Origin of the sequence: Nostoc sp. WHI, from assembly GCF_015714725.1 — a bacterium.
GTDB lineage: Bacteria > Cyanobacteriota > Cyanobacteriia > Cyanobacteriales > Nostocaceae > Nostoc.
Genome location: NZ_WBKM01000120.1, coordinates 1 through 24,024, shown reverse-complemented (window position 1 = coordinate 24,024; position 24,024 = coordinate 1). Strand labels below are relative to the sequence as shown.

Sequence of the window (24,024 nt, the reverse complement as noted above, 5' to 3'; positions counted from 1 at the left end):
ACGACAAGAAGCAAAGCTTCTACGCATTCTGCAAAACAGTCCTACTTACAGAATATGTACAAGACTCGCAGCGACTCGATATCAGACATCGCTGCTGGTGTTCATAAAATTACAGACTCAAAACATTAAACTCAAAGATATGACAAGCTAATAGCATATCCTTGACATTAAATTCTCCCCAAAGCTGAATAGGAGTATATATGGAGCCAATCATTTTTATAGTTTTAGTGCTTATAGGTTATGCCTTAGGTTCTGCAAAACTGATTAATCAAGGTAATGAAGCCCTAGTTGAACGCTTGGGGCGGTATCATCGGAAACTGAAGCCTGGGCTGAACTTTATTGTTCCTTTTGTCGATCAGGTTGTAATGGAAGATACTACACGAGAGCAAATTTTAGACATCAAGCCTCAGAGTGTGATCACCAAAGATAATATTTATGTAGAAGTGGACGCTGTTCTGTACTGGCGTATTATAGATATTAAGGAAAGCTTTTATGCTATTGAGGATCTCCAAGGGGCACTGACACAACTGACTACAACAACGCTCCGGGAAATCATTGCTCAGAATACCTTAGAGCAGACCAATGTCTCTAGAGCAGAGATGCACTCAGCGATCGCAGACCAGTTAAACAGTATAACGGCGGGTTGGGGAGTTGAGATTCTCCGGTTAGATATTCAGCGAATTACTCTACCTGAGAGTGTACGAAAGTCAAGAGAAGAGGAGCAAGCCGCTGAAATCAAAAAACGGGCGCTGATTACCGAAGCAGAAGGGCAGAAGGAAGCTGCTATTCGGAAAGCAGAAGGAACTATGAAATCAGTGGAGATAATTTCTCAAGCATTACGTTCCAATCCCGATAGTAGAGGCATTCTCCGGTATCTTGTAGCTCAAGATTACGTAGATGCCAGCCAAAAACTTAGTGAGAGTAATAATGCCAAAATTGTCTTTGTAGACCCAGCCAACTCAACTGAAATGTTTCAGGAGTTAATTGCCGAGTCGATAGTTACAGAAGATAACGGCAAAAAATCCGAAAACGGCAATACTTAAAAGTCACGCTGTCTGGTGGGTCGGAATATTGCATCGGCTACTAGTGAAACATCGCGCATTTCTTGAACATCGTGAACTCGGAGGATATCAGCACCATTAAAAATAGCAGCACAACAAGCTGCTGCCGTTCCCCAAACTCGTGCTTTGGGATCTGGTTGGTTTAAAATGCGACCAATAAAACTTTTACGAGATGCTCCTACCAAGATAGGACAGTTGAGTGTTGTAAGCGATCGCAAGCTGCGAAAAATTTCTAAATTTTGCTCATAGTTTTTAGCAAAGCCAATACCAGGATCAATAATAACTTTGCTCAGGTCGATGCCGACAGCAGTTGCTAACCCAATTTGTTGAGCTAAAAAACTATAAATCTCTGTGAGCAAATCTTGATAATCAGTTTGTTGTTGCATTGTCTGTGGTATTCCCCGAATGTGCATTAAAATAATCGGCACACCCAACTCTGCCACTGTCGGCAACATTTGTGAGTCAAAGCTGCCGCCAGAAATATCATTAATAATATCCGCTCCAGCTTCTACAGATGCCCTAGCTACAGCAGCACGGGTTGTATCTACAGAAATCGGTACTGAAATTTCTGGTCTTAGCACCTGTAACACTGATATTACCCGGTTAAGTTCCTCCGCCAGAGTTATTTGCTTTGCCCCTGGTCGAGTTGATTGACCCCCCACATCGATAATGTCAGCGCCAGCAGCTACTAGTGCTTGCGCCTGTGCTAAAGCGGCAGAGGTAGTGTTAAACTCACCCCCATCACTAAAGCTATCAGGCGTCACATTCAAAATGCCCATCAAATAAGTCCGCTGTCCCCACTCAAAACAGCGTCCCCGAATTATCAAGTTACTTAGCATAAATCTACATTGCTATGTGATATGACTTCCGCCAAATCAATCATTAAGCAGTTTGTAGTGGGGACTTCAGTCCCCAAAACCAGGACTAAAGTCCTGACTACGAACGAACATTTTTTATTCAGCTTGATTGACCTAGACATTATATGAGGCGGCAGTTCCCCTGTAAGCATTCCCATGCAGAGCATGGGAACGAGAAGAAGGCACATCACACTGACTTAAAATTCACAATCCGAGCGAAACTCTCAGCTTCTAGACTTGCTCCTCCCACTAAAGCACCATCAATTTCTGGTTGAGTCATGATCTCATCAATATTATTCGGCTTGACTGAGCCGCCATATTGAATTGATACATTCGGATTACTCAACTGGCTACGAATTAAGCCAATTATTCGATTAGCTTCTGCTGCTTCACAAGTGTCACCGGTGCCAATCGCCCAAATCGGTTCATAGGCAATTATCAAATTATTCTGATCAACATCCACTAAACCTTTTTCTAGTTGGGTGATAATCAGTGATTCAGTTTCTTGTGCATCTCGTTGTTGTTTAGTTTCGCCTACACAAAGAATTGGAGTCAAACCATATCTTTGAGCAGCTTTGAGGCGCAGATTAACAGTTGCGTCCGTTTCACAAAAGAATTGCCGTCGTTCGCTATGACCGACAATCACAAAGCGCACACCAATTTCCGTCAGCATTGGGGCAGAAATCTCACCTGTATAGGCTCCATATTCTTGCCAGTGGACATTTTGTGCCCCCAGTTGGATGAGGCTACCGTGCAAACTCTTGGACAAAATGCTTAAATCAGTGAACGGAGGGCACAATATCACTTCTCGCCCCAGGGGCGTTTCCTCTAAGTGGGGCAGAAATCCTTGTAAAAACTCCTGGGTCTCCGCCTGGGTTTTGTACATTTTCCAGTTGCCGGCAATAACGATTTTCCGCACAGGTAATTTAGTCAAGATCCTAACGAGTTATTTTAGATGCATTTTTCAGTTTATGACTTTTTGTTAGTCATTGGTCTACATAGTTGGGCATTGGGCATTGAGCATTGGGCATTGGGCCATACTTATCCCCCTTGTCTCCTTTGTCTGCTTCATCTCGCCAAACCTCTCCTAAAAATAACTAGGATAGTAAACGAGGTGTATTTAAAATCTAAAATCTAAAATCTAAAATCTAAAATCTAAAATCTAAAATCTAAAATTGATATGACTTCGACATTGCCCGTGCCTGAACCTGAGCAAAGCGATTCTGCCAACACTGATGCAAATTCTCTCAGATGGGAGGAAGAATTGGATAGTGCCATTTTCAGCTTTGAAGACATTCAGACGGAACTGAACTATAAACAAGCACAAACGGCGCTGCGAAACTTGGTAATCAATCTCGACCTCACTCCCCAAGAAAAAACTGGATTGGAGGCGGAAATTACAGATTTGGAAACCATGCTGGGGAAGTTAGACCGCATGGTGGTGCAGATTGCGGCTTTTGGGATGGTGGGACGTGGTAAGTCTTCGCTACTCAATGCTTTGGTTGGGCAAACAGTATTTGAAACTGGGCCGCTGCACGGTGTCACCCGTGCTGCACAAAGAGTTAATTGGAGTATTAGTGAGGAAGCAATTGGGGAAACTGAACGGGCTTTGCGGGTGACTCTCCCTGGTGTAGGTCAATCGCAGGTGGAATTAATTGATACTCCTGGGTTAGACGAAGTAGATGGTGCAACCCGTGCCGCATTAGCTGAACAGATCGCAAAACAAGCCGATCTGATTCTGTTTGTGATATCTGGCGATATGACAAAGCTAGAACAGGTTGCCCTTTCTCAGTTGCGCGAAGCAGGTAAACCGATCATCCTAGTGTTTAATAAAGTAGACCAGTATCCAGAAGCAGACCGGATGGCAGTTTACCAGAAAATCCGGGATGAAAGGGTGCGGGAATTACTCACTCCCCTAGAAATTGTGATGGCTGCGGCATCGCCGTTGGTGAAGACGGCGATTCGTCGCCCTGATGGTACTAGGGGCATACAGTTGCGTACAGGTAATGCGAAAGTCGAGGAACTCAAGCTAAAAATCTTGGAGATTCTGCACCGTGAGGGGAAAGCTTTGGTTGCCCTCAATACTATGCTTTATGCCGACATTGTAAATGAGCAATTGATAGAGCGAAAACTGATGATTCGAGAGGTGAATGCTAATGAGTTGATTTGGAAGGCTGTTATTACTAAAGCATTAGCGATCGCACTCAATCCTGTAACTGTGGTAGATATTCTGAGTAGTGTGGTTATTGATATTACTCTGATTTTGGGTTTATCTAAACTCTATGGCTTTTCTATGACAGAAGCAGGGGCTGTACAATTGCTACAAAAAATCGCCCTGAGTATGGGCGGCATCGGTGCTAGTGAATTGTTGGCAAATTTGGGTTTGAGTGGATTGAAGACTTTACTTGGTATCTCTGCAACAGCTACGGCCGGTGCTGCCCTCGGCCCTTATATATCGGTGGCAATCACGCAAGCTGGAGTAGCTGGTGTTTCTTCTTACGGTATTGGACAAGTTACCAAAGTTTATTTAGCCAATGGGGCGACTTGGGGGCCTGATGGGCCGAAAGCAGTGATTAATCGGATTTTGGCAAACTTGGATGAAACATCAATTCTTAACCGCATTAAAGATGAATTACTCTACAAAGTAAAACTCAGAAAGTAATGCATAGACGTGATACAAATGCAGAATAGGAAGTTTACTAGGTAAATGTTCTATAATTTACTCGGAAGATATGCAACACAATCAGCTAATAGATAATAAAGTAAGAATCTTCAATCTATTTGTTTGATTTAGGTTTGCATCACCCTCGCATCCTTGGCCACCCTAATGTACTAAAACCACTGTACCCGTATCACTCTAATCTAATATTCTGGGAAATCATTAGTTAGAATAACCTTATCAAGTTCTTAAATCATCTTGTCAATCTTACAGCCTCAGCCAACTATAATATACTTAAGATTTTACACAAGGATGGAACCATGACTGACACTCAAAGAATGGTTCGTTTAAACTTAGATTTGTCATCTGAACTAAATCAGATACTAGACGAACTAGCAAATAAAATAGGCACAAGTAAAAGTGATGTTCTGCGTCAGGCTATAACCTTAATGCAAATTATGGTTATAGCTAAAGAGGAAACTAAAAAGTTAGGAGTTCCAGAAGCAAATCAATTGATAGTGAATGAAATCATTCTCTCATCTGGGGAGCAGCCAAAACCCCATCCATTAGAGGCTTTTTTAGAAACCTTTGGAACCTGGGAAGACACACGCACCGCAGAAGAAATTATTGATGAAATATATTCAAGTCGGACTGTAAGCGATGTCTGACGACAAGCCGCTTTGCGTCTACGCGATTATAGCTTGTGAACTATTTACTCGATACTGATACGTGTATCTATTGGCTTAACGGCCGCCAGCCAGTCAGAGATAAACTCTTAGCAGTCGGATGGGATGAAGTATGCATTTGTGTTATCACTGCTGCTGAATTGTATTATGGTGCATACAATTCTAATCGATTGTCAGAAAATTTAGCTAATACAGAACGATTTATTCAAAACTTATCCGTTGTATCTTTAACTGATCCTGCTCTCAGAAAGTATGGTGAATTAAAGGCAGAACTTCGTAGAATAGGACAAACAATTGCTGAATTTGATTTACTAATTGCTAGTGTTGCACTTGTAGAACATTACACTTTAGTAACAAACAATATTCGTCACTACGAACGCCTAAACGGATTAAAACTGGAAAACTGGACTCTGCCTTAGAAACTTAGCAAAAGCAGGTACGTTAACTATGATTCCACAAACGATAGATAAAATTACCACAGTCCAAGAACAACGGTTTCTATTACCTGGCTATTACACTTGGGAAGAGTTTGAGAAAATTGAAGCATTAACAGCAGATGCGCCAGGTTTGCGGATAACTTATCTTGATGGGTGTGTGGAATTTATGACTCTTGGTGAACAACACGAAATTATCAAAAGTATTCTAGCTATATTGCTAGAAACATACTTTTTCGAGTTAGGTATAAATTTTATTCCTGTAGGTAGCGCTACCCGTCGAGCAAAAGAAAAAGGTGCTTCCTTTGAACCTGATGAATCTTATTACATAGAGAAAAAGAAAGAGAATCCTGATTTAGCAATTGAAATAAATATTACTAGTGGCAGCATAGATAAGTTAGAAAAGTACAAGCGGTTTAAAATTACTGAAGTCTGGTTTTGGGAAAATAATCAGTTATCTGTATATCATTTTACTAATGATAACTATGAGCAAATTCCTCAAACTCAATTATTACCAGAACTAGATATAAATTTGTTAGCACGTTGCGTTTTAATGCCTTCGATAATTGAAGCTAGAATAGAGTTTATTAAAGGAATTCAGTAGTAATATTTTAGGGAAAATCAAAAATGACTGCACAAGGAAAAGCCCAACGAATTCAAATAAATTTAGATTTATCGTCAGAAATTTATGAGACACTAAATAATCTGGCACAACAGATTAATGGAGATAATGCTGAGGTGCTGCTAAAAGCGATCGCACTGATGGAAGTAGCAGTAGAAGCCAAGCAAAAAGGCAAGCATATCTGGATTACAGACGAGAACCAAAACCTTGAAACTGAAGTTGTTGGTATTTAGTAGGATGACAGATTTAACAGATTTATCGAAAATAATTGCCAGCAAAGGCGACAAACCATTGATTTTATCAATAGTAAATTTACAGTCACAAGAAGAGGCAGAACTTCAGCGAAAGCTACAAGAACTCAAGTTTAAACAAGAACTTAGGAAAGATTGGATTTTATTTATTGTCAGGGATGTAGTAATTTTTTCTACAGCCATTCTTTTCATTTTTGCTGTCAGTGGTTATTCTTTATTCACCCAAATTACAGGATTAGCGCATCTCAAAACCTGTGCTTAGCTATGATCTGTAGTAAATAAATGGTCAAATATTTTTTGTTTGACTTGTTCACTCATCCCCATACCATTATCAACAATTGCAACTTGAATTTGGTGAGCTTTGACTGTGGTTTTAATGATAATGCGGTTGCGATTGACTTGAATTTCCTCAAAACTGCGTCCATTGTTCGACTCTTCTAAGGCATCAATGGCATTCGCCAAAATATTAAGGATTATTCATTTCATGGGCAACTCAGTTAAACGATCGCTAAATGAGTTAAGTTACCTTTGTAGCCACTAATCTCAATTACGGCATCAGTAAGAGCAGAAAATCCATTAATGTTATCATTGAGTGCCAGAAAAGTTTGCTGATCAGTGCCTGTACCCAAAGTAAAAGTTGCTGCACCTTTAGCTACAAAAGCAGTTGCAGTCAATATCTGCTGTACATCGAAAAGATCCAAACTAGCAACAGTACCAAGTTGAGCCACATTGGCGGCTGAAACTGCATTCACACCATCAATTTTATCTTGACAAATGTTCAAGTCAGTGATTTTATCAAAGCCAGACAGCAGCGAATCACTCAAGCTGCTAAATACAAATTTATCACCGCCGCGATCGCCTGTGAGAATATCACCACCAGCACCGCCTTTAAGGATGTCACAACCTTTGCCTCCGAAGAGTTTATCATTTCCAGCTAATCCCAAAAGTTGGTCGTTGCCATTCTTGCCAATTAGCTTATCATTGCCAGCCCCACCAGTGAGTTTGTCTGCATAGTTGTCACCATATAAGGTTTTACCCTGCACAGTTCCTTCTGTGGTAGTCTGGCTAATTAGTTGACCATTGGTATCATAGAGATAAGTGGCAACTGCATCCGTTGTGCCATCGCCATTTTTGTCAATATCTGCGGTAGTTAGCTTGCCACTGGCATTGTAGTTGTAAGTGGTAATCTCGTCAGCGATGCCATCATTATTTTTGTCAGCTACCTGTGCAGTGAGTTTGCCGCCAGCGTTGTAACTGTAAGCAGTCACTTCATCAATGATGCCATCATTATTATTGTCAATTTCCTGTGATTTCAGTTTGCCGCTCAAATCGTAGCTGTAGCTGCCAACCGCATCAACTACACCATCATTGTTGTTGTCATAGCTGGCGGTTGCGCGTCCATAAGTAAAGGTAACGACTTCATCAATGATACCGTCGGCGAAGTAGTAGTCAAAGCTTCGAGATGTCCAGTTATTGTTGGCATCATAAGTAGAGGTTTCAGTATAATCAGCGATGCCGTCGCCGTTGTTGTCAAAGCTATAGAATGTCTGGTTGCCGTTGGCGTCATAAGTAGATGTTCTGACACTATCAATTATGCCGTCGCCATTGTTGTCATAGCTTTCAGATGTCTGGTTGCCGTTGGCATCATAAGTAGAGGTTTGGGTATAATCAGTTGTGCCGTCGCCATTGTTGTCTTGGCTAAAGGATGTCACTTTGCCGTTGGCGTCATAAGTAGATGTTCTGACAAAATCAGTTGTGCCGTCGCCGTTGTAGTCAACACTATAGAATGTCTGGTTGCCGTTGGCGTCATAAGTAGAAGTAGAAGTATCGACAGAATCAGTGATGCCGTCACCATTGGAGTCAATGCTTGTGGATGTTCGGTTGCCGTTGGCGTCATAAGTAGAGGTTTCGACTCTATCAGCGATGCCGTCACCATTGGAGTCAATGCTTGTGGATGTCTGGTTGCCGTTGGCGTCATAAGTATAGGTATAGACAGAATCAGTTATGCCGTCGCCGTTGCCGTCAGAGCTTAACGATATTTGGTTGCCGTTGGCGTCATAAGTAGATGTTCTGACACTATCAATTATGCCGTCGCCGTTGTCGTCAGAGCTTTCAGATGTCAGGTTACTGTTGACATCATAAGTAGATGTTCTGACACTATCAATTATGCCGTCGCCGTCGAAATCAAAGCTATCGGTCACTTTGCCATTGGCATCATAAGTAGAGGTATAGACTCTATCAGCGATGCCGTCGCCATTGTTGTCTTCGCTAAAGGATGTCACTTTCCCGTTATAAGTATAGGTATAGACTCTATCAGCGATGCCGTCGCGGTTGTAGTCATAGCTTTCAGATGTCTGGTTGCCGTTGGCATCATAATTATAGGTTGTGACCTGGTCAGCGATGCCGTCGCCGTTGGTGTCATCGTTAATAGATGTCAGTTTATAACCGTAGTTAATAACTGAGTCTATTGTCCCATCACTGTTACTGTCTATGTTCTCAGTTATTAAGTTGCCAGCAGCATCGTAAGTGTAAGTCGTGGTTGAGGCCATAAATTTGTGTTCCTTAATAAATCTAACTTGGGCTTTAGAGTTGTAATTCGATTACGATCCAAATCGAAATTATTGAGACTTTCCAAACATTCTCTTAGACAAGACAGGCACAATTTGCTGAGAGCATCCCAATTTTGCAAGAATATGTTTGTTACTAGGCGATCGCTCCATATCGCTCCACTACATTGCGATCGCAATGACAATTCATAACCTGGGTTTGATATAACTTACACATTTGGGATGCTCCCAAACTTGCTTAACCTTTTCCTAAAGATAAGATTCTCATAAATATCTTAAGAAATCAGAACTTTTTGATTAACTTTTGAATAAATTTTGGTTATATTTGAATAGAAATAATTAATTACAAATGAACTTAGCACATAGATGGGCGCTCTACTTAAGAGAAATAGATTTCTTATAATAAAACTAATCTCTCATTTTTCATAGTCAATTTGTCTCATCATCTTCTAGCTCAGTTTCGTCAAGATAATCCCGACTCTGGCATTGTTGATCTTAAAGCTTACTGTGGGCGTTTTCGATATGTTCGTGAAATGTTAAAAATGCTTCTGGAACAGCCTGAGCCTATTTTATTAGCCCAGATTTTTGCCAAGCTTACTTTTTTAGGTCGTATTCACAATGTTTCTACTGTACAGTTACTTATCAGTGATAGCTTTGGGCAACTTTCAAGATATGCTCAACAAACTCTTTTCCTTTCTCTTTACCATGTTGATAAACCGCAACTAAGCCCGCTTCGGTAGCATCTGTAAAGTTAACTTGATACTCTTTGGGGTCAACATCTGGTCTAATAATATGGATACGCACTCCTTTGTAAGTTTCAGGAATTGCTTCTAACTGAAACATATCTCGATAAAGTGTACCTGGTTCGTTAGCGATCGCAATTACTTCCTGATATCCCGCCTCAACCATTGCGATCGCTGGACATAAACAGGTGTAGGACGCATCTACGAAAGGTTTTTTGTTTATCCAAGCCGGGATATCCCAAGCGTGAAACTTGCTCTGAGTTTATCAAGCACCAGTTCTAGAACCTAACAAATAGAAGTGATCGTATATTTAACTGAAATTTATATTTAATCAGCAAAAAGGCTTATAGCTTTCTCAAAACTTCATATTTAATAAGTAAAATGGCATTCGACTTAAGCAAAAGCTTATTTAACTTAAGCAAGAGCTACTTTGACTTACTCATTTTGGTGTTTTCCGCAAGCAAAAGCTTATTTAACTTAAGCAAGAGCTACTTTGACTTACTCATTTTGGTATTTTCCGCAAGCAAAAGCTTATTTGACTTAAGCAAGAGCTACTTTGACTTACTCATTTTGGTGTTTTCCGCAAGCAAAAGCTTATTTGACTTACTAAATTAGCTTGTTTGCTTGTTTATCCCTCTTTCGTCACTGAGCCTGCCATAGCTCTTAGCTCAAATTTTAAGTATGTATCTCATTTGTACTGATAAACCTGAACTAAATAGTTGCTATAGTTACACGCTCAAGGAGGGTGCTAGGGCTAAAGTTTTCGTCAGATCACCAAGGAGAAAGCGATCGCAGAGGTTAAACAGTTCTACCTCAGTCTGCGTGTGTCGCATCAGCCGCAGGAAATGACCCTCAGCGTCAACACTCAGGGCAATGTAGTTGAGGAACATTTTGAGGTAGCCTACGCGCGATCGCTCTGACATAGTTGACGCTGTGGGGGTTTGCCATAAACGATCAATATAGTTGCGTACCTCTACTAAAGGAACAGGCGTGATCGGCTCGAAGCGCAAAGCCTGCCGAATTTGATTAAAAAGCCAAGGATTTCCAATCGCCCAGCGTCCCACCATCACACCCGCCGCGCCAGTTTGAGAAAGCACTTCCAGGGCAGTTGTCGCAGAGTCGATATTGCCATTGGCAAGCACTGGACAATGAACCCGTCTTACTGCTTCAGCGATCAAATCATATTTGACTGCTCCGTGGTACATATCTTTCACCGTGCGACCATGCAAACTCAGCAAATCAATGCTGTGGCGATTGATCATATCTAGAATTTCGTAAAAGTTATCTGTATTTTCAAAGCCCACGCGCATCTTGACGGTCAAAGGTCGATCATTCACTGCCTGCCGTAGTTCTCCCAAAATCCGATCCACTTTTTCTGGTGAGAGCAGCAATCCACCCCCAACATTTTTCCGATAGATTCTAGGTGCTGGACAGCCCATATTCAAGTCAACTCCAGCGATATTATAGCCGCAGAGTTCCTTTGCTGTTCTTACTAAGTCGGGAATGCTTTCGCCAATCATTTGAGCAAAAACGGGGCGACCCGTGTCGTTTTCGGTGATTGCTGCCAGAATGCTACGATTGAGCCGTGAGGTATCATTCACGCGGAAATACTCGGTGAAGAAGTAGTCAGGACTGCCGTAGTGGGCAATGAGCTTCATAAACCAGAGGTTTGTCACATCCTGCATGGGCGCAAGAGCAGTGAGGGGTAGGTATGGATGGAGCGATTGGGGAAGCGAGACCTGGGACATAGAGATTCCAGTGTTCGACAAAGCATCACTGTATCAAAAAATGGTTATTTATTGCGAACTTGTTCATTACGCTTAGACTCGTGTAATTACAAAAGAAAGGCAGAGGGCAGGAGGCAGGAGGCAGGAGGAAGAAAATATATTTCTTGCCCTCTGCCAAAAGGGTTTAGAGGAAGTAAATTTATTTATGGGGATTACCTCCTGCCTACTGCCTTGTCTACGACACGCTACGCGAACGTCCTCCTGCCTCCTTAAGAGTCTAGTGTAAAACTTGGGGTTGATGGGTGCAGGAAGAATGACAAACCGCCGAGGGCACGAGGAAGAGAAAGGCGATCGCATTTCATCATGCAAATAATTAGACATTTGTCGTAGATATGGTTTTAGTATCTATTGGAACCTAGTATCCCTCACATAATTTCTCAGCAGTGATCATTCTTGAGATAAATATGTTGACATTTCCGTGTTCGTTGTTACATTTAAATTACTGTCTTGATAATCCCGAAAAGTGTTAGCTTAAAAATTATTTCATTTTAAAAATAATTTTCATTCTTTGGTTAATTTGTTATACTTTTCTTCCAAGAGATTTCCTAGTTTGATGTAGAAATAATACTTACTGTTTGTTAGAGACGCAATTGTGCAATTGTTATGAAAAATCCTACAGTAAAAGAGTGCAACAAAGATGAAAAATGGCAACTAAAATTGAAGTCAAAAGTTTGCTGCTTGATATAAGGCATCTTACAGAACCCACAGAAGGCAGGCTACATTGCTTTGCAAAAGTTAAAAATTAATTACGTAATATTTATCGGGGATGGATAGAATGAACAGATTAAGTTTTTATATGATTTTGTTACATGGGTTGTTTTTAGGAATAACATCGGCTAGTGCCAAGTCACTAGAATTGTCAGCCAACCATCAGGCTGTGCCGCCTCTAGAAGCCGTGGTAACAGCCAGAAGTGAAAACAAATCCAATAGTCAGTTAACGGCAGAAACTTCTTCAACTAAAATCTCAGCACTATTAGCAGAAAATATTAATATTCGCCAGAAACAGAGGCTACCGTTAGGGCAAGTTTGGGTAGTTAATCAAAATAAACACGCCCAGCCTCAACCGTTTATTTGGGTAGTAAAAGATCCTAAAAAAGCAGGACAGCAACCATTTTTGCAAGTTGCAAAACCCCCAGAAAAACCTAATAAAAAGCCTGATTCTAGCAAAGTACCAACAACAAAGGATGAGTTAGAAGCATTTGATGAGGTAGTGAAAGACACCCAAAAGTCAGGAGGACTGTTCACCCTTTATCGCAATAAAGAAAAGAATAAAATTTATCTAGAAATTAAGCCAGAGCAACTGAATAAAAATTACCTAGCTACGGCAACGCTAGAATCAGGCATTGGCGAACGAGGTATTTACAGTGGTATGCCTCTACAAGATTTTTTGTTTTATTTCCGACGGGTAGATGATAAAGTACACTTTGTCATTCGCAATGTCAATTTTCGCACTCGTGAGGGAGATCCTCAAGCGCGATCGCTGGCGCGATCGTTTAGTGACTCTGTTCTCTACACCATTTCCCTGAAAAGCATTCATCCAGAACGCAAAACTCTTCTGATCGACTTGGGAGATTTGTTACTCACAGACTTGGCTGGATTATCTGTAAGTTTAGGAATACCAGCAGCAGGAACAGACCAGTCATATTTTGGTACTGCTAAAGCCTTTCCCCAAAACTTAGAAATTGAGTCAGTTTTGAATTTCTCTGGTGGCGGTGGTAGTGACAGTGAAGTACCAAGCTTTGCGTCCCTACCTGACAATCGTGGCTTTACCCTGCGCGTCCACTACAGTCTCTCACAACTACCCGACAAAGATTACCGATCGCGCCTTGCTGACGATCGCATCGGCTATTTCATCACCGCCTACCAAGATTTATCCAAAGACGATCGCGGCGATTCTTTTGTCCGCTACATCAATCGCTGGCATTTGGAAAAACAAGACCCAAAAGCCCTAATTTCTCCACCCAAAAAACCGATTGTCTTCTGGATTGATAACGCTGTCCCCTTGGAGTACCGCGATGCGATGAAAGAAGGCGTCCTAATGTGGAACAAAGCCTTTCTCAAAGCGGGATTCAAGGATGCAATTGAAGTCCGCCAAATGCCAGATGATGCCACATGGGACCCAGCAGATATTCGTTACAACACGATTCGCTGGATTAATACAGTCGATGGTTATTTTGCAATGGGGCCATCCCGCGTTAATCCATTGACTGGGGAAATTTTGGATGCAGATATTCTCGTAGATGCCAGCTTTGTGCGGGCACTCAAGAATGAGTATCGCAACATCGTCCAACCCAGCCAAACACAAAATCGTACTCAAAATCGCACTACTTTATCAGCTTTGATGCAAAATCGTCTACTTTGCGCCAATGGTTTAGATGCGAAAAACAATGGTGTTGCCCCCCAGCAGATGCAAGGGCAAAAGAAATTGTTGAGTCGTTTATCTAAAATGGCGGGTGAGTACGATTTATGCTATGGGATGGAAGCAGCTAAACAGTTTGCCTTTGGTTCACTGGCAATGTCACTGCTGCCTGATACCATAGCCACTCCAGACCAAATCAAAGAATATACCAATCAATATTTACGTTTAATCATCGCTCACGAAGTTGGACATACTCTTGGTTTACGCCATAACTTCCGTGGTAGTACACTGCTGCCACCGGAGGAGATGAATAATACGGAAATTACCAAAATTAAAGGTTTAACAACTTCCGTAATGGACTATATTCCCCCGAATATTGCTCCTCAAGGCACAAAACAGGGAGATTATTTTCCCAGCGTAGTGGGGGTTTATGATGAATGGGCGATTAAGTACGGCTACATCCCAATTCAGACATCAACTCCCATAGCAGAAAAACCAATTTTAGAGGAAATTGCTGCACTATCCTCCAAGCCAGAATTGAGTTATTCCACAGATGAAGATGTCTATGACCTTGATCCCACTGCCGATGCTTGGGATAACAGTAGTAATGTGCTGCTTTATTCTCAGTGGCAGTTGAATAATTCGCGGGTGATGTGGGAACGTCTCGATAAGGGTTACCCAATAGCTGGCGAAAGTTACAGCGATGTAAGTGAACGTTTTAGCACAGTATTGGGTAACTATTTTCAGCAGATATATTACACTACAAAATACATCGGGGGACAGTCTTTCTATCGCATTCACCCTAGCGAGATGCCGCCTAGTACAGTTGTCCAACGCCGATTACCCTTTGAAGCAGTACCAGTTGAACAACAACGGCAAGCTTTAGAGACGCTGCACAAATATATATTTGCAGAAGATGCGTTGAGCTTTTCACCAGAATTACTGAATAAATTAGCACCTTCGCGTTGGAGTCATTGGGGTAGTTATCCGCAAATTGGTCGTTTAGATTATCCAATTCATGATTTGGTGCTACTCATGCAGAGTTTAGTGTTGCGGGATTTACTCTCAGGCGATCGCCTTTCTCGTCTCAAGGATATTGAACTCAAAACGAAGCCAGAAAATGCCCTGACTCTTCCAGAACTATTTGAGACTTTGCAATCAGGTATCTGGACGGAAGTCATCAAACCAAAAGGTAAACCAATGAAAATTGCCAGTTTACGCCGAGGCTTGCAGCGCGAATACCTGGACATTTTGACTGGTATGGTGTTGCGAAAAGAATATGTCCCAGAAGATGCTCGCACTCTGGCTTGGTATAAACTCAAACAACTGGATGACAAACTCAAGATGGTTAATTCTGAGGATGAATATACCAAAGCGCACTTATTAGAAACACGCGATCGCATCGAGAAAATCTTAAACGCCCCGTTGCAAGGAAATTAAAAAAGTTAGGAGTGAGGTAGTTAATAGTAAAATTCCTAACTCCTAACTCCTAACTCCTAACTCCTAACTCCTCTTCTTATCCCCTATATTGCCACAGGTCGTCTGAGTCCCTTTAAAAGAAATCAGCCACCCAAGGAGAGACACCCGCAAATATTTGCGTAGCTGCTGAGATAGCCGCTTCTGTCCCATCCAGTTTTCCCGCTAGTTGTAAATGGTAGGGAGTGAATAAACTCGTGTATATTGGCGCCAATTCTCGGATATCTAGCTGTAACTCACCCTTTCCCCCTCGTGTGACTTCACCACGTCCGTTGGCGACAGAAAGAATAAATTTACCATTGTTTGCAACTAGCAGATTATCTTGAATTTCTAAGTGCAGTTCAGCTTGGATTCCTGGTGGATAACCCCGCATCTCCAGCGCCTTGACTACATCTATTATTCTTAGCATCCAGCGAAACTGACGCCACATCTTAGCTGTTTGCTCTGGTAGCAGCAATGTCAGAGAATCAATTGCGGAACTCTTCCATCGCACCTGGTGAATTTGGGAACGATGATTTGCTAGAAAAGACCAGAATGTTTGTGCAGCTGCAACTGTATTGAGTACCCAATCTTTCACCCAGAGAATTTCACCATCTTCTGTTCGCTCTTGAGTGAAGATGATATAGCCTTGGGGGTGGTCTTTAGTACCAATAAAATAGGCATAAAATCTTTCCTTCTCGTCTGGTTGGATTAATCGCTGCCAGATTGCTGGATGCCGATCTAAATATCCATGCGTTAGTCTCGCCTGCTGCTGATATAGTTCATGAAAGACTTCATGATTAACGGGAACCACTGGTTGCAAAGATAAGGGTTGCTCCCGCACTTGGATATTCTTAGTAGCAACTTCCCAAATACACCAGCTACCTCCTTGCTCATACCCGACTTTTCGATACAGAGTTTGAACAGCTGGATAAAGAGCGGAAATAGCAACTCCTTTAGCATAAAGTTCTTTGAGGGTGTGCTGCATCAAAGCGATCGCAGCCCCCGAACCGCGATACTCTGGAGCAATACCCACTGCGGCAATTCCTGTCATTGATACACGCTGCCCACCCCACCACTGACCCATATCCAGAGTTGCCAATCCACCAACAACTTGCCCCAATCTTCGGATAATACGGAAATTTTCTACACCAACGAGGTTGATATAAACTTCCTCGCTACTAAGGGCGCTGATAAAACACTGCTCAAGGATAGTCCCAAGCTGCTGAATATCCTGTGGATGGGCGGGAGTGCTGTATTCAAATTGATCTGTCATCTCTTCTACCATTAGTATTAAAAAACCACAATCATACTACAACGGGTGGTTATTGAATCCTTCACTAAATATTTAATACACAATGGTATGTTTATCTGAAAATAGCTGTAAAATTAACCTTCTAAACACCGATTTTATGAGGTTTGGGGCTGGATGAGTTAGATGTCAATCCCCAAGCTATACCTGTAATCAAACAGGCGATCGCTGCCCGCCACTTTTACATACCAGACTGCCCATCATCGGGAATCGAATGGTACTAAGAAAAGCCCAAAGGCTTGTGTCACCTCGTTCCCAGTCTTAGACTGGGAATGTATTCTGAGAGGCTCTGCCTCTCGTCAAGAAAGAGGAGGCGGAGCCTCCCAATAGGATTCCCAGCCTCCAGGCTGGGAACCAGTCAGGGCAAGGGCTGTATCTTAACTTAGTGCCATTCCATCGGGAATCTTTGTGTCAGAAATATGCTTTAGTCCCCAAGCAGTCATCACTTTTAATACAGGGCGAAGACTTTTTCCCCGTTCTGTTAATTGATAGTTCATTCGACGAGGATGGTTGCTGTATGGCTGTTTTTCCACTAAGCCCATCTCTTCGAGAGACTTAAGGCGATTTGCCAGAATATTGCTTGAAATTCCTTCAGGGGATTCTAAAAACTCTTCAAAACGTTGTTTTCCAAAAAACATCATGTCTCGAATAACCAGAAGTGTCCAGCGATCGCCGATTAAATCAAGCGAACAAGCAATTGGACAGGGTGAACGGCGAGATTCAATCATTGGCAAAACTAGATTTGCAGGTTACTTGCATTTTACAAGTAATATCCGTTATATTAACTTGCAGTTTGCAACTTAAAAATTGAATGAGGTTATAATGGCTCAATTCGCACCAACTGCTAAAACTGGGCAAAACTTTGCTGTGACTGATTTGGGACGATTTTCCCAATTGCGGCAGTTTATTTTTGAGGCTCCAGAAGTCCCGATAAAGTTAGAGGGTAAGGTATTTCTGAAGCAGATTCTTGATCTCTCAAGTGCCGAAATTTCATTTAATAACCTTCCCCCTAAGACATCCGTGCCCTTCTATCACAAGCATCGTTTAAATGAGGAAATTTATGTCTTTGTTCAGGGGAAAGGTGAGTTTCAGGTCGATGATTGTGTGTTTCCTGTAGGTGAAGGAACCGTCGTGCGAGTAGATCCTGAGGGAGAACGCTGTATGCGAAATACTTCAAATACTGAGGATTTGTGCTGGATTGTGATTCAGTCACGAGTAGGTTCTTACCCAGACCATACCATTCAAGATGGCTTTGGTGTCCAAAAGCGAGTTAGTTGGGTTGGCAAGCAGCAGATTTAATGTGAAGCGATCGCAGCATAACAATTTAATTTCCTGTTGCAAGCTTTCTAGTTTCAGTTGGTTCATCTCCTTTTCAAAAGTCATACAAGTAGGTTATTACTCCCAAGTGGACACATCTCGCAATACATGCGGAATTTCCCCTTGAGATAAGGGAAACTCTAACATAGTCTCTCTATGACCCAAATACCCAGATTCAGCAAACGATAAAAGCATTCGTGAAAGCGCCAGCCAAACCTCCGGTTCGTATTCCCAATCACGATAACGCGAAGCTTTACCAGCAATTGAACGTAATGCCCAGAAATATGAATTTCTCACCACCGAACCACCCTTTTTAAACTCTGGCAAATCCTCGTGGTGGATAAAAAGTACTTTATTTTCAATCTTAGCTCTCATAGTAGCTATTTTACGTCACTTTTCAGATCAATAGGCCATACCATTCTATGCCTCACTTCAGACTACAAAGATTATGATGCTCAAATTGATTAGGGGATAAGCTTGCTGGAAAGTCTCTTGCAGATATGGAAGGGAATTTAGTTTTCTTTTGAAACTTCTTCTTTAAGAAACTGTTTTATATAATCACAATCAAAATAACCTTCAGAAGTTATAAATGTAACTACTTCTGCATTTGCTATATGCTCTATATATTGATAAATTGAGTTAGATATTTCTTGCAGATCGTTTCTGCACTGGTTATCATTTGCTATATCTCTTTTACCCCCTTAAAAAGGGGGTCGCCGCAGGCGGGGGGATCTTAACCCAAGCGTATTGGTATAAGCATCCTATTTTAAATTTCGACAGAAACAAAATTCGCGGGGCTTTTGTCCCGCGAATTATTAATTGTTAAAGTTAGATTTTAGCCTACTTCCAGTCATTATCTGCTTGTGAAAGCACATAAGCAGCAACATCTTCAATCTGGTTAGATTTTAAACGACCTTTGAAAGCAGGCATAGCATTTTTACCATTAGTAACCTGGGCAATAATCGCCTCTACTGAGTAGAAACCATACTTTTCTAAAGCATCTTTCTTCAATGTTTTCTGCGCTTGAACCAGATTCTTGCCACCCGCATGACAAGAAGCACAATTAGCACTAAATACTTTAGCTCCACTAACAGTATCTGCTGCCAAAGCTGGACTACTGAAGGCAAAGGTGAAGATTGCTATGCCTAACAGCATTACAGTAATAATCTTTTTCATTTCGTGTTCCCTGTGCAATATCCTCCATAATTGTCATTTGAGTCGCTGCCATAGTCAAATGACCATCTGTCAAACTTAACCCTAAAATTTTTTGAATTTTGAATGTTCAAGTTTTGAGATTTAGGTTTGTTGGTACGGAGCCATATTTAAGAACAAACTGTTTTGCATTTACGCTGATGATTAAAATACAAATAAGTAATCGTACAGAATTAATTATACAAAGTCATTGCGAAGGTCGTGAATCAATCCCAAGCCCTACGATTGCTTCACGACCTTCGCAATGACTGTAAATATTTTTGTATAGCTACTTATATATAAATTTTTATAGTTTATAACTAAGGAATAATAACGTTTAAGGATGAAATATTAAAAATAAAAATTGTCTCGCTTTATACTTCATCCTTTGTTGTTTAGTTAACAGCCCCCAACTTAGTCAGCGCATCTTCTGTAACACGACAAATTCGCCAATCATCTAATATAGATGCTCCCATACTACGGTAAAATTCTTGGGCTGATTCGTTCCAATCCAACACACTCCACTCTAATCGCCCACAATTCCTTTCTACAGCTATTTGGGCTACTTTAGTAATGAGAGCTTTACCAATACCTTGCCTACGATATTCTGGTAAAACAAATAAATCTTCCAGATAAATTCCTGGCTTAGTTAGAAATGTTGAATAATTATGAAAAAATAGGGCAAAACCAACAGCTTGACCCGCAGATTCTGCTAAAATTGCTTCTATATACCTGTGCGAACCAAACAAATGTTCCTTAAGTTCTAGAGCATTACCAGTGATAGCGTGAGATAATTTTTCATAATCTGCAAGCCCCTGAATTAATTTAAATAGTACGCTGTAATCAGCTGGTTCAGCAAAACGCAAAATCAAATTGTTATGCGAAGTCATTAGTCCATAGTCTATAGTTCATAGTCCATATTCTATAGGCAAGTGTGCAAGTTTTTTTGACTAATGACTAAACAAAAGCCGAAAAAAGGTACAAAACACCCAGTTTTGCAGATTGCGATCGCTAAAGCTCAAAAAATATACAGATACAAGCTCCTAAATTCGTTACTGGAGCTAATTAAGTCAGGTGTCATACCAATTTTAGATTTTGCGATCGCGTAGCGTGTTATAGACAAAAGTTGAGCCAGTCGCTTGTGGGGGTTCCTCCGTTGTGAGAATTGGCGTGTATGGAGGGTTTCCCTCCGTGGCAAACTTTTTAAGACGGATTTTGGATTAAAAGCTTTTACCAAAAACTGTTTCAGTAATCTCAAACAATAGCATTTATCCTAATTTGGTATTAGGTGTCCATTGTGGGGTTAAATTTTTAGATTAACCAACCTTTTAAGCGTTTAGCTATGTGGGGACGCCGCAATTTCCGCATGGCTTTGCTTTGAATTTGTCGCACTCGCTCACGAGAAAGATTGAACATATTGCCAACTTCTTCCAAGGTACAGGGTTCGCTGGTTGTCAAACCATAACGTAGAGAAATCACATCTTTCTCCCGTGGAGTTAATACGTCACCTAATACTTCCCAAATCTCCTGACGCATCATGTTTTCGTTCATTTTTGCTTCTGGAGATAAGTTGTCTTCATCTTCTAGCAAATCCATCAATTCCGTATCTTCTTCTTTACCAACACGGTGGTTAAGAGAAAGTGCTTGACGGCGTAGTTGTTGGAGTTGGCGTAGTTGATGAACACTAATTTCCAAAGCTTCTGCCATTTCGCCTTCGGTGGGGTTACGACAGAGTTTTTGCTTGAGTTCCCGTTGTGCTTTTTTCAGCTTGTTAAGCTTTTCAACAATATGAATAGGTAGCCGGATTGTCCGCGCATCGTTAGCGATCGCTCTTGTAATTGCTTGTCTAATCCACCAATAGGCGTAGGTAGAAAACTTATATCCTTTATCGGGATCAAACTTTTCTGTAGCGCGATTTAAACCCATCGCTCCTTCCTGAATTAAATCCAGAAAAGGCACTCCCCGATTTAGATATCGTTTAGCAATAGAAACTACCAATCTCAGGTTTGAGCGAATCATTTTGCGTTTCGCTACTCTACCTTGATACAAGCGACTTTCTAGTTGCTTTTCTGTCATTTCTAGCTCACAAGCCACTTCTAGCTTACTAGGTTCCTGCCCTAATTTTAAGTGTAAAGCAGCTTGTAATTCCCTAATTTCCTCTATAAACCTGACTCGCCGCGCTAACTCTACCTCTTCATCAGCTTTTAAGAGTGGATAACGCGCCATTTCTTTAAAAAACGCGCCTACAGCATCATCATGCTCGGTTTTATTGTATCCCGAAGGACGAGCCGCCGCCATGTCGTCTCCATCGCGTTCCTCTGATTCCAGATTTTCTATTACAATTGGAGGTTCTTCATCTGCTATTAAATCTAAACTATCCAGTGATTGTTCTTCACTACCAGCAGTATTCTCCAGTATTTCCATTTTTGCCAACTCAACAATATTCATAGTTTCCTTTAGGGATTGTTGTTTTGTTTGGTACATGACTTAGTTACAGCTACTCATTTGAGGCTTGGTAGTTTTTCCTAAGGGACGAATGCACCCGTTTATATAGCCAAATACAAGCTTATGCTAATGCTAATTTCTCTTCAGGAATAAAATATGGGAGCTACCTATCACCCATAAGTTACAGTTAGATACAACCTATAACTAAACCGGCCTTGACACCCAACAAAACTTTCTTCTCACGCTCCCAACAGATATATTCTTCATTTTTTTCTAAATTATCAAATATGTCAAACCTCCCTCAAACTTTCTCAACCTTAACAAATATCAAAATCTCAGCTAACATCCAAATTTCTTAAACTTTCATATATTTTTCTAAATAATTTTAATGTTGAGGCGTTGGAAGTGACTGGATAACACGAAAACCTGGTGCTGGGGTTAGGCATTCCCGATTTAAAGTTATCCACATGATATAAATTACAATAATGGCAGCTTGATTTCAGGATAATCTTATTTTGTATAAAAGCATCTCACATACAGAAGGAATTGAATATCTACCGATAGGCGGAAAAAGGCTACTCCCTATTTAGTAGAGAGAGCAACTGTTGCAGCAAGAGCCGAGATGCTTTTATTTGTATAGTGGGCACCAAATATTTATTGCATAGATAGTTAATCCGAATTTGTCTAGTAGATTACAAAAGAGGAAACTTATCAAGTATTATGAGGGATAACAGTATTGAGTAATACCATTTAAGTCTAAAAAATCAAAAAATTAGAGTTGAGTTAGCCAGGTTAATTTTAACGAGCTATGCGAGTAAAATATCTAACTATGAAGTCAGTAACTATGTATTATATTAATGACGTAAATTTATCTCCTTTAGTGGTAGCAGAACCAAGTGAATCTTATAAGTTAGGTGCGACTCTTAATCGGTGGGTTGAAGTCCTGGTAGACTGTCCAGGAAGTACAGGACTATTTACTTATCGACTGCCAGCCCAGTTAGAAATAAAACCAGGGGATATTTTGAGCGTGCCATTTGGGACACAACAATTAGGAGCGATCGCCATTCGGTTACTGGCACAACCAAATGTCGATTTACCACCAGAAAAAATCCGGGAAGTAGAAGATATAGTGAGCGTTGGATTTTTCCCAACTGCTTATTGGGAATTACTCAATCGAGTCGCAGCATATTACTATACGCCTTTGATTCAAGTGATCCGGGTTGCTCTGCCGCCAGGGTTGCTGGGGCGATCGCAGCGTCGGATTCGGCTTGTTAGAGGTGAGGCGACACAGGGGAGTCGTTATTTACTAGCAACTCCCAATCATAAAGCTTTTCTAACTCCAACTGCGCGGCAAATTTGGGAACTTTTACAAGGGCAATCGGCGGGAGACTACAGTTTTATCTACCTCCAAAAAAAAGTCAAATCTGCTTATCGAGGAATTCGTGAGTTGCTGCGATTTGGTTTAGTAGAAAGCTATTTAGAACCGCCACGGCTGACTCGACCAAAGCTGCAAAAAGCAATAACGCTCACAGGTACAATTGATCGGGACTTAACTAATCGCCAACGAGAGATTTTGGAAGTGCTACGGCGGCGTGGTGGTGAGTTGTGGCAAAATGAGTTATTGCAAATTTGCAATGCTAGTTCCTCTACTCTCAAAGCGATCGCTCAAAAAGGCTACATCGTCATCGAAGAACGGGAAGTATTGCGAACAGAACAGGGGCCTGTATTAGCTCAAGATCAACCAAAGTCTTTAAATACTGCCCAAGCTAATGCCCTAGCGACAATCCAAACACTAGATGGATTTGCTCAAGTTTTATTGCACGGGGTAACAGGTTCGGGAAAAACTGAAGTATATTTGCAGGCGATCGCCCCCCTACTCAATCAAGGCAAATCCGCCCTCGTCTTAGTCCCAGAAATTGGACTTACACCCCAGCTAACTGATCGTTTTCGCGCCCGCTTTGGTAATAAAGTCAGCGTCTATCACAGCGCCCTCTCAGACGGCGAACGTTACGATACGTGGCGACAAATGCTCACCGGGGAACCCCAAGTTGTGATCGGTACCCGCAGCGCTGTTTTTGCCCCTTTGCCTAACTTGGGTTTAATTATTTTAGATGAAGAACACGACAGCAGCTTTAAGCAAGACTCTCCCACGCCCACCTATCACGCCCGCACTGTTGCCCAGTGGCGAGCCGAATTAGAAAATTGTCCCTTAGTTTTAGGCTCTGCTACTCCTTCATTAGAAAGTTGGGTAAGTGTCAGGAGGCAGGAGGCAGGAGGC

At 41.4% G+C, this 24,024-nt stretch carries 22 protein-coding genes and 2 pseudogenes; 12 read left to right on the top strand and 12 right to left on the bottom strand.

The features are described from left to right. Positions 1-200 precede the first annotated feature (200 nt). Positions 201-1,043 carry an SPFH domain-containing protein gene (locus tag F8S12_RS12150; protein WP_196516532.1) on the top strand — a complete coding sequence of 281 codons (843 nt, stop codon included), beginning with the start codon at positions 201-203 and terminating at the stop codon, positions 1,041-1,043. Here the strand turns inward: F8S12_RS12150 and folP are convergent. Both folP and tpiA read right to left on the bottom strand, forming a co-directional pair. Beyond that, on the bottom strand, positions 1,040-1,900 hold the full coding sequence (folP, locus tag F8S12_RS12145) for a dihydropteroate synthase (RefSeq protein WP_196516531.1): 861 nt from the start codon (positions 1,898-1,900) through the stop codon (positions 1,040-1,042). The two genes, F8S12_RS12150 and folP, sit on opposite strands and share 4 nt — an antisense overlap. A 205-nt stretch (positions 1,901-2,105) precedes the next feature. Continuing rightward, the gene (gene tpiA / locus F8S12_RS12140) at positions 2,106-2,837 is read right to left on the bottom strand and encodes a triose-phosphate isomerase (RefSeq protein ID WP_196516543.1); all 732 of its coding nucleotides are present in this window, start codon (positions 2,835-2,837) and stop codon (positions 2,106-2,108) included. A 261-nt stretch (positions 2,838-3,098) separates the two neighbouring features. Here tpiA and F8S12_RS12135 point away from each other — a divergent pair, with 261 nt between their 5' ends. From F8S12_RS12135 to F8S12_RS12110, 6 genes are all read left to right on the top strand, one after another. Next, positions 3,099-4,580: a GTP-binding protein gene (locus F8S12_RS12135; RefSeq protein WP_196516530.1), complete on the top strand. Its 1,482-nt coding sequence runs from the start codon at positions 3,099-3,101 to the stop codon at positions 4,578-4,580. Between the two features lie 317 nt (positions 4,581-4,897). Next, a complete protein-coding gene (locus tag F8S12_RS12130; protein WP_196516529.1) occupies positions 4,898-5,245 on the top strand; it encodes a ribbon-helix-helix protein, CopG family in 348 nt (115 codons plus the stop codon). A gap of 35 nt (positions 5,246-5,280) precedes the next feature. Then, positions 5,281-5,682 carry a type II toxin-antitoxin system VapC family toxin gene (locus tag F8S12_RS12125; protein ID WP_196516528.1) on the top strand — a complete coding sequence of 134 codons (402 nt, stop codon included), beginning with the start codon at positions 5,281-5,283 and terminating at the stop codon, positions 5,680-5,682. 28 nt (positions 5,683-5,710) lie between these two features. Next, on the top strand, positions 5,711-6,301 hold the full coding sequence (locus F8S12_RS12120; protein WP_196516527.1) for a Uma2 family endonuclease: 591 nt from the start codon (positions 5,711-5,713) through the stop codon (positions 6,299-6,301). 23 nt (positions 6,302-6,324) lie between these two features. Then, positions 6,325-6,552 carry a DNA-binding protein gene (locus F8S12_RS12115; RefSeq protein ID WP_196516526.1) on the top strand — a complete coding sequence of 76 codons (228 nt, stop codon included), beginning with the start codon at positions 6,325-6,327 and terminating at the stop codon, positions 6,550-6,552. 4 nt (positions 6,553-6,556) lie between these two features. Beyond that, entirely contained in the window at positions 6,557-6,832 is a 276-nt protein-coding gene (locus F8S12_RS12110; protein WP_196516525.1) for a hypothetical protein, read from the top strand. Positions 6,833-6,840: 8 nt separating this feature from the next. On the opposite strand, the pseudogene F8S12_RS12105 reads toward F8S12_RS12110, so the two are convergent. Both F8S12_RS12105 and F8S12_RS12100 read right to left on the bottom strand, forming a co-directional pair. After that, positions 6,841-7,047: pseudogene (locus F8S12_RS12105) on the bottom strand (ATP-binding protein); the annotation flags it as partial. A 20-nt stretch (positions 7,048-7,067) separates the two neighbouring features. After that, entirely contained in the window at positions 7,068-9,119 is a 2,052-nt protein-coding gene (locus F8S12_RS12100; RefSeq protein ID WP_196516523.1) for a bluetail domain-containing putative surface protein, read from the bottom strand. A gap of 419 nt (positions 9,120-9,538) precedes the next feature. Between F8S12_RS12100 and F8S12_RS12095 the strand changes: the two are divergent. Continuing rightward, positions 9,539-9,766 (top strand): annotated as a pseudogene (locus F8S12_RS12095) (IS4 family transposase); the annotation flags it as partial. Positions 9,767-9,779: 13 nt separating this feature from the next. On the opposite strand, the gene F8S12_RS12090 reads toward F8S12_RS12095, so the two are convergent. Together F8S12_RS12090 and F8S12_RS12085 are read right to left on the bottom strand one after the other, a co-directional pair. Further along, positions 9,780-10,046: a hypothetical protein gene (locus F8S12_RS12090; RefSeq protein WP_196516522.1), complete on the bottom strand. Its 267-nt coding sequence runs from the start codon at positions 10,044-10,046 to the stop codon at positions 9,780-9,782. Positions 10,047-10,608: 562 nt separating this feature from the next. Continuing rightward, on the bottom strand, positions 10,609-11,628 hold the full coding sequence (locus F8S12_RS12085; RefSeq protein WP_196516521.1) for a tRNA-dihydrouridine synthase family protein: 1,020 nt from the start codon (positions 11,626-11,628) through the stop codon (positions 10,609-10,611). A gap of 814 nt (positions 11,629-12,442) precedes the next feature. On the opposite strand from F8S12_RS12085, the gene F8S12_RS12080 reads away from it, so the two are divergent. Further along, positions 12,443-15,466, top strand: a complete 3,024-nt coding sequence (locus tag F8S12_RS12080; protein WP_196516520.1) for a zinc-dependent metalloprotease — start codon at positions 12,443-12,445, stop codon at positions 15,464-15,466. 112 nt (positions 15,467-15,578) lie between these two features. Here F8S12_RS12080 and F8S12_RS12075 read toward each other — a convergent pair whose 3' ends face one another. Then, entirely contained in the window at positions 15,579-16,757 is a 1,179-nt protein-coding gene (locus tag F8S12_RS12075) for a GNAT family N-acetyltransferase (protein ID WP_196516519.1), read from the bottom strand. 413 nt (positions 16,758-17,170) lie between these two features. After that, a complete protein-coding gene (locus F8S12_RS12070; protein ID WP_196516518.1) occupies positions 17,171-17,521 on the bottom strand; it encodes a winged helix-turn-helix transcriptional regulator in 351 nt (116 codons plus the stop codon). Between the two features lie 94 nt (positions 17,522-17,615). Between F8S12_RS12070 and F8S12_RS12065 the strand changes: the two genes are divergently transcribed. Further along, positions 17,616-18,092 (top strand): cupin domain-containing protein, encoded by a 477-nt coding sequence (locus F8S12_RS12065; protein ID WP_196516517.1) that lies wholly within the window; start codon positions 17,616-17,618, stop codon positions 18,090-18,092. Between the two features lie 96 nt (positions 18,093-18,188). Here F8S12_RS12065 and F8S12_RS12060 read toward each other — a convergent pair whose 3' ends face one another. The 3 genes from F8S12_RS12060 to F8S12_RS12050 all read right to left on the bottom strand — a co-directional run bounded on the left by F8S12_RS12060 (position 18,189) and on the right by F8S12_RS12050 (position 20,191). Then, positions 18,189-18,485 (bottom strand): hypothetical protein, encoded by a 297-nt coding sequence (locus F8S12_RS12060; RefSeq protein WP_196516516.1) that lies wholly within the window; start codon positions 18,483-18,485, stop codon positions 18,189-18,191. 465 nt (positions 18,486-18,950) lie between these two features. After that, complete coding sequence (petJ, locus tag F8S12_RS12055) at positions 18,951-19,286, bottom strand: cytochrome c6 PetJ (protein ID WP_196516515.1); 336 nt, start codon at positions 19,284-19,286, stop codon at positions 18,951-18,953. A gap of 410 nt (positions 19,287-19,696) precedes the next feature. Next, on the bottom strand, positions 19,697-20,191 hold the full coding sequence (locus F8S12_RS12050; protein WP_196516514.1) for a GNAT family N-acetyltransferase: 495 nt from the start codon (positions 20,189-20,191) through the stop codon (positions 19,697-19,699). A 63-nt stretch (positions 20,192-20,254) separates the two neighbouring features. Here F8S12_RS12050 and F8S12_RS12045 point away from each other — a divergent pair, with 63 nt between their 5' ends. Continuing rightward, complete coding sequence (locus tag F8S12_RS12045; protein ID WP_196516513.1) at positions 20,255-20,410, top strand: hypothetical protein; 156 nt, start codon at positions 20,255-20,257, stop codon at positions 20,408-20,410. A gap of 202 nt (positions 20,411-20,612) precedes the next feature. Here the strand turns inward: F8S12_RS12045 and F8S12_RS12040 are convergent, their stop codons facing one another. Then, positions 20,613-21,785: an RpoD/SigA family RNA polymerase sigma factor gene (locus F8S12_RS12040; protein WP_196516512.1), complete on the bottom strand. Its 1,173-nt coding sequence runs from the start codon at positions 21,783-21,785 to the stop codon at positions 20,613-20,615. A gap of 790 nt (positions 21,786-22,575) precedes the next feature. Here F8S12_RS12040 and priA point away from each other — a divergent pair. Next, positions 22,576-24,024, top strand: a 1,449-nt coding sequence (priA, locus tag F8S12_RS12035) for a replication restart helicase PriA (RefSeq protein WP_230967970.1), incomplete at its 3' end; no start/stop codon positions are given.